The sequence below is a fragment of the Nocardia sp. NPDC051832 genome (genome assembly GCF_040681285.1).
GTDB lineage: Bacteria > Actinomycetota > Actinomycetes > Mycobacteriales > Mycobacteriaceae > Nocardia.
Genome location: NZ_JBFAYL010000001.1, coordinates 1472903 through 1487925, shown reverse-complemented (window position 1 = coordinate 1487925; position 15023 = coordinate 1472903). Strand labels below are relative to the sequence as shown.

The following is a 15023-nucleotide window of genomic DNA, read 5'->3' as shown; positions in this document are numbered from 1 at the left end:
TCGTGGGTCGCTTCGCGTCTACGGGGACTGCTTGGGCGGCGTATCGGTGATGATCCCGATTCCGGTGGGAATCAGCAGCGCGATGCCCCACGGCACGGCCACCCAGAACGGCCAGAAATAGTCGGCGCCGGTGGCCGCCCAGATCAGCACCATCAGCAGGTTGACCGCGAACCACGGGATCCACATGATCACGACCCACTGCGGTATCCGCCGCGGCGTATCCGGCTTGCCCGGCTTGCTCCGCTCGCTGGGCAGGTCGGACACGATCGGCGCCAGCTCGCCGTAGGTCTTCGCGGAATAGGTCTGTTGCAGCCGGTCGTCGTATTCGTGCAAGGACAACCGGCCGTTGTCCATCGCTATGCGTAATCGATCCGCGATCTGCTGGCGGTCCGCGTCGGAGGCGCGCAGCTCATCCTTGCCCACGTCCGCCAGCTTAGGTCGGCGGCCGGGCCGGAGCCAGTCAACTGCCGGATTCGACTCAGTGGCAGTGGCTTTGGGCGGCCCCGTAGCTGTCGTGATGGACGGCCTCCCCGACATGTTTCTGCCGGCCGAGCGGGGTCAGGTCGAGATAGTTGTGCGTGTTGATGAGGATGTCGTCGCCGCGGGCGTACTGCGAATAGGTGTGGAACACCGTGCCGTCGTCGTCGCGCCAGAAGACGCTGGTGCCGGACTGCTCGCCTGTCAGGAACCAGACCTCGCCCTTGGCTTCCAGCTCCGCCTTGCTCCGGTAGTTGTATTCGACCGGTGCGACGGCTTCGTCCTGGGTCGCGTGGAAGTCGTAGTTGAAGTCGCTGCCGAAGGAGGAATACAGCGGGAACGTCCAGCCCATACGGTCCCGGTACTTGTTCAAGTTTTCCCACGGTCCGCGCGAGACCGCCGCGAACGAGGTCTCCTGGGCGTGCAGGTGCGCGAGGTGGCCGACGCTGTCGAGCTGCATGGCGCAGCTCGGGCAGCCCGCGTCCAGATCCCAGCGCCACATCATGTGATAGATGATCAGCTGGGGGCGGCCGTCGAACAGGTCGGCCAGGCCGGTCTTTCCGGCGGGGCCCTCGAATTCGTAGTTCTTCTCGAGCTCGACCATGGGCAGTGTGCGGCGTTTGGCCGCGAGCGCGTCGCGCCGGCGGGTGAGGTCTTTCTCCTCCGCCAGCAGCTGCTTGCGTGCCGCCAGCCAGTCTCCGCGCGACGCCACCACGGGACGAGTCATGATCTCTCCTAGAGTTTCAGTGCTACCGATCCATGTAGATAGACGGGATCGGGCCGGAAATCTCATCGGGCGTCGATCAGCTCCGAGCGCAGGCGCAGCGCGAGCAGGGTGAGCCACAGCCAGGCGATAGCGATGGTGATCCGCTGGAGTAACCCGGCGAAGTCGACCAGGCTGGCGTCCTGCTCGAAGCCTGCGCTCGCCAGCAGGAAGAACGTGGTGAAGGCGATGGCGGTGAGCAGCGTGTAGGCCGCCCAGCCGAACTGCCGCTCGCTCAGGAAGCGGGCCAGCAGGACCAGGCACAGCACCGGGAAACCGAGGAATACGGGCAGCGCGAACAGATCGTGCAGGGTGCCGATGGTGGTGGGTTCGGCGAGCTTGGCCGGGGTTCCGGGCGGGTAGCCACTGACCGGATCGGTGACGAACACGCCCGAGCCGATCAGCCCGATCCCCCAGGCGTACACCAGGATCGGGGCCCACAGGCGGCCGCGACCAGGTTTCAGTGCGGTGCGCGCGCCCGTCGCGAAGGCCAGCGACAAGACACCGGCGACGATGAAATTCGCCGTCTGGGTCCAGCCGAACGGGCCGAGAGCCAGCGAGCTGATGGGGTGCCGCACCGGGTCGTAGTCAGCGCGGCTTACGCCTTCCAGTGCGACGGCTACCAGAAACAGCGGGCCCGCGATCACGCCACACAGTAGTAAGGCCCGAGAACGACTTTCGGCCATGTCGTCAATTTTAGTTGACGCCATGGCGGTCGCACAAGCGCTTACCGGGGGACGTCCCAGAACGCGATCTCGTGCCGCATGCCCTCGAGGAAGAGCCGCTCCGCGCGGGCCGGGTCGGCGCCGGACTCGTCGAGCATCTGGGCGCAGCGGGCGGTGAGCGCCGCGAAGCCGGGGTCGGCGTAGGTGTCGATCCAGCGGCGGTAGCGGGGTTCGGCGGGCAGGTTCTCGGCCAGGATCGTGCCGAGCGTCGAGTAGCCCCACATGCAGGGGTACAGCGCGGCCAGGCCGTCGGTGTAGGTGGCGGCCGAATCCAGCAGGAAGGCGGTGTAGTGCGTGCACGGTTCGCCCTTGACCGCGCCTTCGAGGTCGGCGCCGAACTCGGCGGCCAGCGAGCGGTGCAGCGAGAGCTCCTCGTGGAAGGTGGCGTGCGCGAGGTCGACCAGGTCGCCCAGGTGCGCGGCCGGGGCCTGCCAGGCCAGGCGGGAGAAGACGCGGACGTAGTCGAGCAGGAACAGGTAGTCCTGCTCCAGCCAGGAGCGGAATACCGGCTCGTCCAGATCGCCCTTGGCGATCCCGGCCACGGTGGGATGCGCCAGTTGTTCCTCGACCAGTGGGCGGCCGAGCTGCTCCAGATGTGCTGCAAGACTCATGCGAGAAGTCTCTCTTACTCTCCCGATTGCGTTGGGGGCGGTGTTGCCTCACGCTGTCGGATGTGTGGCGCGATGAGGGCGAAGTGGTGCGGGTGCTGGCGCCATCGGAACAGCGGTTTGTCCGGCATGGGACGTACACCGGACGGTCGGTGCGAGTCGAGGGCGAGCTCGATATCGACGCGCTGCGCACCGCCTTTCTGAGCCTGCAGCGCGCCTACCCGGTGTTGACCTGCCGGATCGGGGAGGACGCCGACGGGATCGGCTATTTGCTGCGGCCCGGTGCGGCCACGGTCGGCGCGTGGGTGCGCGAGGACGCGATCGATCAGGTGCGGCTGCCGGTCCAGGCGGTGGATCCGGGTGTGCAGCTGGCGTATCTGGATGTGGTGGCCGGGGCGTCGGCGACCCGGGTGACGTTGTTCGCCCATCACAGCGTGGCGGATGCCGGGCACTGTGTGGAGTTGGTGGCGCGGCTGTGGAGCTTCTACACCGACCGGATCACGCCGGAACAGGTTGTGCCGCAGGACCTTCCGAAGCCGTTGGAAGAGTACGCGGCGGACCGGGGGATCACGGGAAGCGCGGTGTCCGGGCTGGAGGACGTTACCCGTCCACTGCCGCCCGAAGCGCGCGTCGTCCCCGCCGATCCGGCGATTCCCGCGCCGCCCGCGCTCGCGCAACCGCGGCGCACGGTACTGGATTCCGCGGCGACCGCACGCATCGTGGAGCTCGGCCATCGGCCGGGGCTCACCGTCAACGGTCTCGTCTCCGCCGCGCTGCTGCGGGCATACGTCGCCGAAACGACCACCGCCGCAACGGCATCCGTCGGCTGTCTGTATCCGGTGGACCTGCGCGCCCGGTTCGATCCGCCGGTGGCCCGGGCCGCGGGCACCAATATGGCCGGGCTCGCGTCCTTCGCCGCCGAAGTCGACCTGGGCGCCGACATTTCCGTACTGGCACATCAGATCTCGTCCCGGCTGCACCATGATCTGTCCGAGGGCATCGTTCAGCAGTCGGTCCTGCACTTCCCGGACTTCTACGGCCCCACCCGGATTCACTCCCTGGCCGGACATGTCGCCGTCACCAACACCGGTCGCGTTCCGGACTTCCGTACTCCGCCCGGGCTCGCGCTCGCCGACTACGAAATCGTCTATCTCTCCGCCCATCCCAGACCGTCCACGGGCGCGTCGGCGGCGGTCACCTTCCTGGTGTACACCTTCCAGGACCGGTTGACGATCGGCGTGCTGGGCGGCGGAGCCGCGGCGGAGCGACTGCCCGAGGCGGTGCGGCGCGAGCTGGCCGGGTTGTACGCCGAGTCGGTCTAGTCGCACGGATCCGGCCGAGAGCACGTAGGGTCATGCCCCAAAGATCGACCCACACAGAATGACCCGCGTGTTATGAGTACCAATCTGCCCTACAAGCTGTTCCTGCCGCAGTCGACGCCGTCCATGCATCGCGTCTTCGCGATCTACCAGGACCAGGGCTGGGACGAACTGAAGGCCGTCGCCACCTTCGACGACCGCGCCTCCGCCGTCCGCCTCGCCGACGCCCTCAACGAACTCCTGGCCGGGGCCGACCTGGCGCCGGACTTCGTCGCCGAAGCCCTGGAGACCGCGCCTCGCCCGGTGCGCGCCCAGGTGGAACGGATCGCCCGCAAGATCGAGGCCGAGGTCGCCGCCGAGGCGGCACACACCGACTACCTCGACGCGCTGTCCCGGCCCTCCGTCTGCGGCGTCATGCGCTTCCCGCTCGCTCCCGGCGCCGACGACTCCGACGACCCCATCATCACCCCGCGCACCGCCGAAACCCTCCGCTACCACGGCGAAGTCTACGTCGAGGAACTCAACGCCCTGATCGCCGGCGACGCCGAAGTCTTCCGCCACGAACTCCCGACGGCGCTGCAACGCCAGAAGATCCCCTTCCTCAAACAGTTCGCCGCCTGCTTCGACCACCTCCTGGAATGCCTCGACTCCGGCTCCTGGCCCGAACCGCGCTCCATGGGCGAGGAGATCGCCCTCTGGATCATGCTGGAGCGCGCCACCGAGCAAGTCGAGGAAGAGCGCGCCGGCTTCGAGGCCTTCACCTCCCCGTCCCTCAACGACCTCCCCAAATCCGACTTCGACTACAACTTCGACGACCTCACCGAATCCCTGTTCCACGACCACGAATTCCGCTACTCGGTCCTCGACCAGCCCGCCCCCTTCGAAAACGGCGTGCTCAAGCACCTTTTCAAGCCGTTCAGCTACCCGGAGCCGAAACTGACCCTGCGCAAGCGAGGGTGATGCTGCTCGCCTCGAATGTGGTTGGTATTGCCGAGTTTTCGGTCGTCGCATAGTCTCCAGGCGAGCACACTCGTGATCGAATTGTTGTAGTGCTGCCATGTACCGGAAGTTGGGGTCCGGTGCCACCGTTGCGGTGGCGGTACGGGAGTTGATGGAGGGGAACGTTTCATGCGTTTCGGCAGGGCAAAAAACGGAGTGAGACGGATGCTGGCGGTCGGCGCCGCGGCATTGGCGGTTTCGGTGACGGGCAGCGGGGTGGTCGCCACCGCCGCGCCGATTCGGACCCCGGCGGGCGGCTTCGAGGAGCTGATGGTCCCGTCCAGCATGGGGCCGATCAAGGTGCAGGTGCAGTGGGCCAAACGGGGTGGCGGCGCGGCGCTGTATCTGCTCGACGGGATGGCCGCGCGAGAAGACAAGAACGCGTGGAGTTTCGAGACCAACGCGCTGCAGCAGTTCGCCGAGGACGATGTCACGCTGGTGATGCCGGTGGGCGGGCTGTCGAGCTGGTATCAGGACTGGATTTCGCCCAGTAACACCAACGGTCAGAAGCTGACCTACAAGTGGGAGACGTTCCTGACCAAGGAACTGCCTAATTTCCTTGCGGGCTACGGTGTTTCCAAGACGAACAACGCGGTCGCCGGACTGTCCATGAGTGGCAGCGCCGCGCTACAGCTCGCCGGATACCACCGCGACCAGTTCAAATACGCCGCCTCCTATTCCGGCGCACTGAACATCTCCGCGCCCGGCATGCGTGAAGCCATCCGGGTGGCCGTACTTCGCTGGGGCGCTTACAACATCGACGCGATGGCCCCGCCGTGGAGCCCGCAGTGGCTGCGCATGGACCCGTTCGTCTTCGCGCCGCAACTCAAGGGCCTGCCCATGTACATCTCCGCGGGCAGCGCATTGCCGGGCGAGTTCAACCGCCCGTCGAATGTCGGCCAGGTCTTCGACACCGGCGTCGGCATGGGCATCGAGGCGGTCACCCTGCTGAACACCCGCGCCTTCCAATACCGGCTCAACTCCCTCGGGATTCCGGCCACCTACAGCTTCCCGCCGACCGGCACGCACACCTGGAAGTACTGGGAGGCAGAGCTTTTCAAGTCTCGCCCGGGCATGCTGGCCGCCCTCGGCGTCGCCTGAGACCTCGCGGCCGGAGAGTTCACCACCACTCTCCGGCCCGAAGCGCTCGCCGGGTGCGAGGTCACACCTCCAGTTCTTCCTCGATGGTCTTGAGCCGATGGCGCGCCAAGGCCAGGTTCGCCCGGCCTCGATCCAGGGCCAGATACAGGAACAGCCCCTTGGATTTTCGGCCCGTCATCGGCCGGATCACGTGATATTGCCCGGACAAGGTGATGAGGATGTCCTCGATCTCCTCCTTGAGGCCGAGCTGATCGATGGTGCGGAGTTTGGCGCGGACCACCTCGGTGTTGCCGGCGGCGGCGGTTTGCAGATCCAAGGACTTCGAACTGCCGAGCATGCCCAGCGCCATGCCGCTGCCGTAGTCGACGACGGCGGCGCCGACGGCGCCGTCGATCCCCATCATGTCCTTCAACGCGATATCCATATTGCTCATGCCGTTTCCTTTCGTTCGGGGTTTTCCGGTCAGGATTTGTCCTCGGCCGGGGCCAGATGTCCCGCGACAGCGCGGGCCACCGGACGCGATTCCAGGTGCAGGCGACCGACATTCACTTCCGGCGCCGCGAGCACGGTCAGCGAGATCCAGCCGGAGGCGTAGATCACGACGTAGCCGTCGGTGCCGTGCACCACGACCTCGTGAAAGCCACCGCCGTGCGCGGTGGCGACCAGCCGGTGCGATACCCCCAGCTGCGAAGCGGCCAGTGCCGCGACGCCATTGGGTTCGATATGGGCCGGCAGGTCGTGGGCCACCAGCAGCCCGTCGTTGGAGGCGACCAGCGTGCCGGTGAGTTTGGGTATGCGCTCGCGCAGCGCGTGCAGTTCCGCGAGCACCGCCGGCTGCGGCTCGGGTTCGGATATCGCCACCTTGGTGAACCTTCCTACGAACTGACTGATCAATTTGTTTCGCCCGTTCAATCGAGCTCCTTCAGGGCAGCGCGCAGCCGGATCAGCAGGTCACGATCGGCGGTTTCCCAGCGGTCGGGGACCGGCGCGGAGGGCTCCCGGCGGGTCCGGCGGCGCGGCAATGTCAGCTGTCCCGGTCGCGCGGGACCGGTGAGCGCGGAACCAGTGAGCGCGGGTTTGGCCGAAGCGCGCTTCGGGATCGGCGCTGCCGCAACCTTTTTGGTGACCGGCTGCTCGATCAAACCGGCCGCGGTCAGTTCCCGCACCGCGACCAGGCAGCCGTAACTGGTGCGCCCGAGGTCACCCGCGATCGCGGTGACGGTGCGCCGGGCGTCGGCGGTGGCCAGCACCTCGGCCTGGTGGCCGGTGAGCACCACGCGATGCCGCCGGATGCGCTGTACCGGGACCACCGGCGCCCGGTCGACCAGTTCGGCCGGCCACGGTCCGTCGTCCGCGCGGTGCCGCCGCGCGCATTCGTGCATCAGGGTGTGCGGCGGTATCCGGCAGACCGGCGCCAGCCAATGCGGCGACGACGGCTGGAATTCCGGCGTGCCCGGCGAACCGAGCAGGAAGTACGCGGCATCGAATACCGCGAGCAGCGCAATGGTTTCCAGCTGCGGCACGCCGAGAATCTGATCCGGTTCGCCCGCGACCGCGCGCCGCCACACCTCTGCGGTCGCCACGCCCGCCGCGACCACCAGCCGGTCGAAACCCGGCGTCCGATGACAGTCGGCGCAGGTGATCGCGCCGTCGGTGAGCTGGAACGCGCCGTCGCCGACACACAGCACACCGGTGCGGCGTTCCGCTTCGGCGCGTTGTAATTCGTCCGCTAGCTCAGTTCCCACGACCGTCTCCCGTGAACTCACCGAGAATCGTCCGCAGCCGGAACCTGGCGATCGCCAGGTTGCCGCTGTCGTCGTCGAACAGCGCGTGCACGAAGAGCCTGCCGTCGAAATCGCCGTTCACCAGGTTCAGCAGATGGAATCCGTCTGTCCCGCAGACGATTATCTCGAGGATGTCGCCCCCGCCGTGGCTCGCCGCCAGCGCCGGGCAGCCCAGCACGCTGCGCACCACATCGGTGATGACGGCGGCGCTCTCGTGCTCGTCGACCAGGTCGTGGCTGCCCGCCGACGCGATCGCCAGGCCGCTGGCGCCGTCCACCAGCGTCACGCTGCGGGCGCCGGGGATGCACATGATGCGATCCAGGTAGGAATCGATACCCGTCACGGCGCGCACCATCGCCTCACAACCGGCCCGCCTCCTGGACGACCCGCCTGGCCTGGGCGAAGAGCATGCCCACGTTCACCGCCTTGCGGCAGACCACGACCACGACGATGTCGTCGCGGCTCGGCGTCCGGATGAACAGGTGGGCCAGATTGTCGCTGTTGACCAGGATTTCCTGGAAGTAGTGCTGTTCGCTGCGGACACCGCGGCGTTCCTTCCAAATGCCCTCGATCATCACGACATTGCGGCCCTGGAACAGTTCCAGCGTCGCCGCGGCGAGCAGGTCCAGGACCTCGGGCGGGTGGTTGTCGACGGTCTGGACCGCCAGCAGCATGCCGGTCGACATATCGATGGCTCCGGCCGCGAGGCATTCCGGGACATCGGTTCTCAGCGTTTTGACCAGCAGACCGATCCGGTCGGTCATGGTGTTGTTCTTCGGGCTGTTCATCGTTTCCCTTCTGGCGCCCGCTCTGTGAGCTCGGGTGGGTAGAGTTCGTTGATTCCGCTGGCGTCGCGGCGGCGCTGGGGCAGGCCTGGGCGCGCCGGGCAACCGGTCTCATCTCGGCCCGTCACCGACACCGTCACCGCGCCGGCCGCGACCAGCCGGGAAACCTCCACGGTGATCGCGTACAGGCCGCGGCCCAGCAGAAATGCGATCTCCCGGCAGGTCCGCCGGCCGTTGATCCGGTGCAGGATCTGGCGGCGCTGGCCGTCCTCGGCGTCGCGCAGGAGCAGCTCGCCGCGGGTGGTGCGGGTGAGGTGGTGGCGGTGCGGTGCGATGCGGCCGGGGGCGATGCCCCGCAGCCGCCGTTGCGTTTCGGCTTCGAGTAGTGCGAGTTCCAGGGCGAAGGCGGGATCGATCTCCGCATGGTCCGGCTCGATGTCGGTCAGCGCCCAGAAGCAGTCGCCGATCCAGCCGGCGGCCACCGCGAAGGCGGCATCGAACGTCGCCGTCAATTGCAGTACCCGCAATTCCATGGCACCCGGTGCGCGGCGACCCGGTTGCGCGAGCAATTCGAGTACGCCGGGAGCGCCTGGTGAATTCACGGCGATCACAATTCCGTGCAGCAGATGAAATTCGCCGCCGGGTTCACCGGTGACTCGCAATATTCCGGAGCGCCGTTCGACTGCCGCGGTACCCAATATTTCGATCACATTGTCGATGATCGGATTTCCAGGTACCGGAGGTGGTGCGGCACGGGTGACGTGACCGGTGGTCATAGCTCGACTCCGGAGGCGAGGGAAGCGTAAGCTGCCCGGATCACCAGGGCCCGGGCAGGCAATTGTTCACGCTCGAACGGGCCGCCCGGCTCGGCGGCCGGCCCGCTGGAGTTCTATAACTGAAGTAATGGTCGAGGTTTACATAAATCGTTCACAAAAAGTCCCAAGAAACTAGATGAATTGATCTTCGATCCCGGCTCGGATTAATTGCCAGCCGGTGTGAGTAACATCCTGGCAGCCTCGAGGCTTTGAAGCAACAAGTTCCGACAAATTACTTTCAGACCCTCCGGTCGATTTGCTGGCTACCTCTGCGCATAACGGACATTCCGGATGTATCAGACAAGCGCGCCCGGCTGGTGCACCATGGATGCAGAGGTATCACCATGTCCACCAAGCGATCCTGGGACACCATCACCCGCGCGCTGGACCAGGTCTCCGGCCCAGGAAAGGCCAGCGGTCACTGGGTCCGCTACTTGTGCCCGGTGCACGAGGGTGACGGCCGCCCGCACAAGCCCTCGCTCGGCGTCATCTACAACGAAGCCAAGCACAAGACCTTGATCCGCTGCTTCGCGAACCGCGGCTGCACCGACGAAGCCGTCCTCGAACGCCTCGGCCTGCACGTCGCGGACCTGTTCGACCAGCCGCGCGAAAACCGTAGCGCTCCAGCCCCTGCGCCGCCCTATCCGCCGACCCCTGATCCGTCGCTGATCGACCGAGCTCTCCTGGCCGCCGGAATCCCGCTCACCACCCGCAAATCCGATCTGGGGCGGGTAATCGGCCACCCCTGGATCGCCGCCCATTACATCTACGAGTGGCCCGACGGTAGCCCGGAAGGCAAAGTCACCCGCGTCCACACACCCAGAAGATACGGCCTCGACAAGGACTTCTGGCAGGAGCGAATGACCGAGACCGGCTGGGAACACGGCGGTTTCGCCCCCATCCCGTTCTGTCTACCGGCCCTGACCACCGCCGTCGTCACCGGCGCCGACATCTACATCTGCGAAGGCGAAAAGGACGTCCACACCGCCCGCCACGCCGGCCTCACCGCCACCTGCAACGCCGGCGGCGCCCTCGCCTGGCGCCCCGCCCACGCCACCTGGCTCCGCGGCGCCCACCGCATCTGGATCATCGCCGACCGCGACGCCCCCGGCTACCGCTTCGCCGCCAAAGTCGCCGCCACCCTTCACAACTCGGTCGACGAAATCCGCACCGTCCAAGCCCGCGACGGCAAAGACCTCACCGACCACCTCAACGCAGGCCACGACATCACCGACCTCGACCCCGTCCCCCTGCTCGACGAAACACGATCCCGCATCGCCCGGCAGCGTCGAAGCCCAGCCCGAGCCGCAACCCGCCCAACCCGAATCCCGAAGCCCTGACACCGGCCCCCGGCTCGCCGCCTAACCGGCCCAGTTCCGCGCGCTTGGCCGCCATCGAGCACCGCATGGGCTACCGCAATCCGAAACAAAACGACCGAAGCCCTGACCTGCGGGTATGATTTCCGCTGATCAGGGCTTCGATAAGCTCCCCCATCTGGACTCGAACCAGAAACCTGCCGTTGGTAGTTCGGGAAAATTAGGGTTTCACGGCTGATCACACCCGATCCCTGCTAGCGGCTGACCTGCGACTATAGCCGCAAGAGTTGCACGCTTGTGCACGCCTGATCACGCATGGTCACCCCGAAAGTTTGCGGTATTTTTGCGGCGATCAAATCGGTACCGTGCCACCGCTGCAGAGCAAATGCCCATGCCGCTGGCTCGTCGCCGAGCTGCCATCGCGGGTTCTCGTCGCCGGCGAGACGCGATATGGATTGGAACGATTCGACGGACCCGCCGGGCTACTTGAGGCGTGGTGTCGGCAACTCCTGAAGACTGACCCCGCAGCGATTCCGAAGGTTGCCCCCGGGGTCAGAACCACCGAGTTCATGCGGGGTCAGTCTTCACGAGTTGTTGACACGTGGAAGCATGTTTATGTGCGACTTCAGTACGCGCGGTTGGAGACGTGGATTCTCTCCGACGGATGTTCTCGATATGGGCGCAGCCCCGCGCGTGCGGGGACGACTTGACGCGCTTGGTTCCATTGGCCTCAGCCCAGGGCTCAGCCCCGCGCGTGCGGGGACGACTACATCCGCAAATACTTCATGGACCGCTGGCTGGGCTCAGCCCCGCGCGGGCGGGGACGGCTCCGCATCGGCTACTGCCGCCATGGGCGGCGGGGGCTCAGCCCCGCGCGTGCGGGGACGACGAGCGCGGCCTCTTTGTCCGACACCGAGTTCGGGGCTCAGCCCCGCGCGTGCGGGGACGACCCGCGCCCGATCCTGCTGCCGCTGGCGTTCGAGGGCTCAGCCCCGCGCGTGCGGGGACGACCCGTATCGGGAGCGGACGTTCGTCGACTCGCTGGGCTCAGCCCCGCGCGTGCGGGGACGACGACGAGCAGGCGGGCGAACACCTCAAGCACGAGGGCTCAGCCCCGCGCATGCTGGGACGACGCCACCGGCACTGGGGGAAAGAGCTTCGTAGCGGGCTCAGCCCCGCGCGTGCGGGGACGACAGGCCCCGCGTTGTCGGCAACAGAAGCAACGGGGCTCAGCCCCGCGCGTGCGGGGACGACGAGACCTCGTTCCGTTCCCGGGTCCAGGTGTAGGGCTCAGCCCCGCGCGTGCGGGGACGACGCCGTGACCTTCTGGGAGGAGCACCTCGCCGAGGGCTCAGCCCCGCGCGTGCGGGGACGACGTCGATCACCTTCTGGAGGGTCACACCACTGAGGGCTCAGCCCCGCGCGTGCGGGGACGACCACCGAGCCGCACAGGAAGTGCAGCGCAGACTGGGCTCAGCCCCGCGCGTGCGGGGACGACCAACCTATCTGCACCGCGTGCTGGCGCATGAAGGGCTCAGCCCCGCGCGTGCGGGGACGACGGGGTAGCTGCACTGCACCCCGGTGGCAGGCTGGGCTCAGCCCCGCGCGTGCGGGGACGACGGCGTAGGCGGCGGCCGCGCCTTGCAGGTAGGTGGGCTCAGCCCCGCGCGTGCGGGGACGACCGCGCCCTGAAATACGACGATCCCGGCCTGCTGGGCTCAGCCCCGCGCGTGCGGGGACGACAAGTGGCACAACAGGAGTCCGTATTTCATCCTGGGCTCAGCCCCGCGCGTGCGGGGACGACCCGTTGCCGACCGCCCCATTTGCGCGGTTGTAGGGCTCAGCCCCGCGCGTGCGGGGACGACACTTCCTGACCAGCAGCTTCTCTCCCGAAAGACCAGAAATTCATTCACTTTCATCTACCACACCCAACCCACCTTGGCGACTGTCGGCGGTTCATGTTTGAGCTCTGCAACTCTGTACCCCAATCGTCGGTGGTCTGGCGGTGGTTTCAGGCGCGTACTCGCGTCGTGCTGGGACCACACTCGGTGTTGGCCGTGTGGTGGATAGGCGTCTACTGCCACCCGCTATGGCGTGTGTCTGAGAGATCACCGGCGTGTCGCGGCGAAACAGCCGCCGTCGCCACGGCAGCTCCACCAAATCGTCTGGAGTGCTGGTGGTTACGCACCCGGAACACCAGGACCCCGCCCGTCAATCGGTGGCAGCGCGCTGTGAATCAGAATATCGATGGCTACCGAGCTGCGCCCTTAGTCATGCAGTTCATCGAGGATCAGCGTGGGGTCGGTGCCGGCTACGAAGTCGACGATGCGCTCGGCGGAGGCGGGAAGGTATGACCGGTACTCGGCGACGGCGAGGACGTATGTCCATGCCCGCAGCCGGATTTGGCTCAGGAGTGGGTGTTCGTCGAGTTGGGTGAGCCGGTCGGGGATGGATGCGGGCCCGTCCTGAATTGCGACCCAGAGTGCGGCTTCGGCGTTGATGTCCCCGACAGCGCCTAGGGGGTCGATCGTGTGCCAATGGGCGAGGCCGTGGAGGATGTTTTTGGCTTGCAGATCAGCGTGCAGGACATGCTGGCGCGTGGTGGTCTGTAAGAGAACGGCCAGCGTGTTCTCGGCATGCTGGAGTCGCACAGGCGCGTCGAAGCGTGCCATTGCGTCGGCATAGCGAGGATCGGCGAAACGTTCGCGGGCCCAGCTGATTCGCATCTGGATGATGTCGGCGAGGTCTTTGAGCTCTGGTGCGGCCGGGAGTTCCGGGGTGTTGAGCCGGGTGAGTAGTTCGCCGAATCGCGCGCTGTCGGTGGCGCCGTCGGTAGGCCAGGCGAGGGTGCCGGGAATGATGCGGGTCATCAGGAAAACGCCGGTGCTGGTGTCGCGTTGCAGGACCGCGGGTGCGGCTTCCGATGCTGACCAGCGGTCGAGCAGCTGCATTTCGGTGTGGCCGGATTCCTGATCGACCGGGATCTTCAGAACTGCCTGTGTGCCTTGCGATGTCGTGCAGTACACGCAGCAGGACATGGCGCCGCTGTCGGCGATGCTGTCGAGAGTCAGAACCCACCGGTGTGCGTAGTCGGCGATGCGGGCGGGCAGCGCGTCGAGCCAGGCGCGGCCGTCGTGCTCGCCGCGCAGGAAGATGATCGCCTTGTCGAGGCGGTCGGGGATGGGAGGCAGGCTCATCGGGCAAGTACCTCCTTGACTCGGGCAGCGAGAATGTCGATGTCGCCGACGTCGTTGTAGATGTGGGTTGCTGCGCGGAGCAGGCATTCGTTGCGGGGACCTGGCCCTACCCATGCTCGCACGCCGGCATGCTGGAGAGCCGTTTTGACCTCCGGGACGTCGACCCGATCCAAAACGAATGCGCGCATCCGCGGCGGGGCAAAGCCATCGACTGCTGTAGGTTTCGCGCCTAGCTCGGCCAAGATCTCGGTGGCGGTATCGGCCAGTTTCTCGCACTCGGCGAGCAGGCCGTCCTGCTGCCAATTGCGCCACTGCTCGATCGCGGTGTGCAGGGTCAGACGAGGGACTGGATCGAAGGTGCCGGGCCAGGAGAAACGTTCAATCAGATCCGGTGAATCCCAGGTCAGTGACACTTCGACGGGCCGAATCGAGTCTATGAATTCGGTTGCGAGCCACAGGAATCCGACAGGTCGCAGGGTGGGGAGCCATTTGTGCAAGGTTCCGAACATCGCTGCTGCACCCCACTCGTCTGGAGTCAGGGCTACCTGAGCTGGTCCGTGGGCGGCGTCCACGACGAGCCTGCCTCCGCGGCGGCGGACCCACGCCGAGGCTTCGGCGACCGGGAACCAGATGGCTGCGGAGGACGAGATCAAGCTGACCTGCAGATAGGTGACCGTTCCGGGCACGTGTGCGTCGAGCGCGGCCAGGAGCTGGTCGGGGCCGGTGAACGGCAGATCCAACGGCACCCGCACGAGACTGGCTCCGGTTCGGGTGCAGGCGATCTCCCACGCCCGCTGGATCGAGGAGTATTCGGCATCGAGCACGACAACTACATCGCCGCTGGTCAAAGGCAACGATGTGATGATCGCGGCGGCACCGCTGGTGGCGTTGGTGCACAACGTCGTTTGCGCAGCGTTCAAACCGAACGCCGCTGCCATCAGGGTGGTCTGCTCGGTGAGCTGGTCGGTCAGTCCGGATCCGAGATGGACGGTGGGGTCCGATTCGATGTGCCTGCGCACCCGCTCACCAGCGGACATCACCTGCCTGGAGGTGAGTCCGTAGGAGGCGTGGTTGAGCTGGATCAAGTCGGGGGAGAGCGAGAACTCGTTCTGCGCAATCGTTTTCACAGCGGGC

16 protein-coding genes and 1 CRISPR repeat array are annotated in these 15023 nt (G+C 66.6%); of the genes, 4 read left to right on the top strand and 12 right to left on the bottom strand.

Annotated features, from left to right (window positions below):
• Window positions 1–18: 18 nt before the first annotated feature.
• From AB0M14_RS06625 to AB0M14_RS06610, 4 genes are all read right to left on the bottom strand, one after another.
• On the bottom strand, window positions 19–423 hold the full coding sequence (locus AB0M14_RS06625; protein WP_364989561.1) for a DUF1707 domain-containing protein: 405 nt from the start codon (window positions 421–423) through the stop codon (window positions 19–21).
• 55 nt (window positions 424–478) lie between these two features.
• Complete coding sequence (locus AB0M14_RS06620) at window positions 479–1204, bottom strand: DUF899 domain-containing protein (protein WP_364989559.1); 726 nt, start codon at window positions 1202–1204, stop codon at window positions 479–481.
• Window positions 1205–1266: 62 nt separating this feature from the next.
• Window positions 1267–1926 carry a DUF998 domain-containing protein gene (locus AB0M14_RS06615; RefSeq protein WP_364989556.1) on the bottom strand — a complete coding sequence of 220 codons (660 nt, stop codon included), beginning with the start codon at window positions 1924–1926 and terminating at the stop codon, window positions 1267–1269.
• 41 nt (window positions 1927–1967) lie between these two features.
• The gene (locus tag AB0M14_RS06610) at window positions 1968–2576 is read right to left on the bottom strand and encodes a transcriptional regulator (protein WP_364989554.1); all 609 of its coding nucleotides are present in this window, start codon (window positions 2574–2576) and stop codon (window positions 1968–1970) included.
• Between the two features lie 62 nt (window positions 2577–2638).
• On the opposite strand from AB0M14_RS06610, the gene AB0M14_RS06605 reads away from it, so the two are divergent.
• From AB0M14_RS06605 to AB0M14_RS06595, 3 genes are all read left to right on the top strand, one after another.
• Window positions 2639–3895 carry an acyltransferase gene (locus AB0M14_RS06605; protein WP_364989552.1) on the top strand — a complete coding sequence of 419 codons (1257 nt, stop codon included), beginning with the start codon at window positions 2639–2641 and terminating at the stop codon, window positions 3893–3895.
• A 72-nt stretch (window positions 3896–3967) separates the two neighbouring features.
• A complete protein-coding gene (locus AB0M14_RS06600; RefSeq protein ID WP_364989550.1) occupies window positions 3968–4852 on the top strand; it encodes a hypothetical protein in 885 nt (294 codons plus the stop codon).
• A gap of 168 nt (window positions 4853–5020) precedes the next feature.
• Window positions 5021–5992, top strand: coding sequence for an alpha/beta hydrolase family protein (locus AB0M14_RS06595; protein WP_364989548.1), 972 nt, complete (start codon window positions 5021–5023; stop codon window positions 5990–5992).
• A gap of 61 nt (window positions 5993–6053) precedes the next feature.
• Here AB0M14_RS06595 and AB0M14_RS06590 read toward each other — a convergent pair whose 3' ends face one another.
• The 6 genes from AB0M14_RS06590 to AB0M14_RS06565 are packed head-to-tail and all read right to left on the bottom strand — an operon-like array spanning window position 6054 to window position 9337.
• Window positions 6054–6425 carry a hypothetical protein gene (locus tag AB0M14_RS06590; protein WP_364989546.1) on the bottom strand — a complete coding sequence of 124 codons (372 nt, stop codon included), beginning with the start codon at window positions 6423–6425 and terminating at the stop codon, window positions 6054–6056.
• Window positions 6426–6454: 29 nt separating this feature from the next.
• Window positions 6455–6853: a roadblock/LC7 domain-containing protein gene (locus tag AB0M14_RS06585; protein WP_364989544.1), complete on the bottom strand. Its 399-nt coding sequence runs from the start codon at window positions 6851–6853 to the stop codon at window positions 6455–6457.
• Between the two features lie 47 nt (window positions 6854–6900).
• Window positions 6901–7737, bottom strand: coding sequence for a hypothetical protein (locus AB0M14_RS06580; RefSeq protein ID WP_364989542.1), 837 nt, complete (start codon window positions 7735–7737; stop codon window positions 6901–6903).
• Window positions 7727–8119, bottom strand: a complete 393-nt coding sequence (locus AB0M14_RS06575; RefSeq protein ID WP_364989540.1) for a hypothetical protein — start codon at window positions 8117–8119, stop codon at window positions 7727–7729. The genes AB0M14_RS06580 and AB0M14_RS06575 overlap by 11 nt, the downstream gene beginning before the upstream one ends.
• A 16-nt stretch (window positions 8120–8135) precedes the next feature.
• Window positions 8136–8564: a hypothetical protein gene (locus AB0M14_RS06570; RefSeq protein WP_364989537.1), complete on the bottom strand. Its 429-nt coding sequence runs from the start codon at window positions 8562–8564 to the stop codon at window positions 8136–8138.
• Window positions 8561–9337: a hypothetical protein gene (locus AB0M14_RS06565; protein WP_364989535.1), complete on the bottom strand. Its 777-nt coding sequence runs from the start codon at window positions 9335–9337 to the stop codon at window positions 8561–8563. The genes AB0M14_RS06570 and AB0M14_RS06565 overlap by 4 nt, the downstream gene beginning before the upstream one ends.
• Before the next feature lie 383 nt (window positions 9338–9720).
• On the opposite strand from AB0M14_RS06565, the gene AB0M14_RS06560 reads away from it, so the two are divergent.
• The gene (locus tag AB0M14_RS06560) at window positions 9721–10716 is read left to right on the top strand and encodes a toprim domain-containing protein (protein ID WP_364989532.1); all 996 of its coding nucleotides are present in this window, start codon (window positions 9721–9723) and stop codon (window positions 10714–10716) included.
• A 653-nt stretch (window positions 10717–11369) separates the two neighbouring features.
• Window positions 11370–12557: direct repeats of the CRISPR family, unit length 29 nt; unit sequence GGGCTCAGCCCCGCGCGTGCGGGGACGAC.
• A gap of 402 nt (window positions 12558–12959) precedes the next feature.
• Here the strand turns inward: AB0M14_RS06560 and AB0M14_RS06555 are convergent.
• Both AB0M14_RS06555 and AB0M14_RS06550 read right to left on the bottom strand, forming a co-directional pair.
• A complete protein-coding gene (locus AB0M14_RS06555) occupies window positions 12960–13889 on the bottom strand; it encodes an aminoglycoside phosphotransferase family protein (RefSeq protein WP_364989530.1) in 930 nt (309 codons plus the stop codon).
• Entirely contained in the window at window positions 13886–15016 is a 1131-nt protein-coding gene (locus AB0M14_RS06550; protein ID WP_364989527.1) for an aminotransferase class V-fold PLP-dependent enzyme, read from the bottom strand. Before AB0M14_RS06550 ends, AB0M14_RS06555 begins: the two co-directional genes overlap by 4 nt.
• Between the last annotated feature and the right edge of the window lie 7 nt (window positions 15017–15023).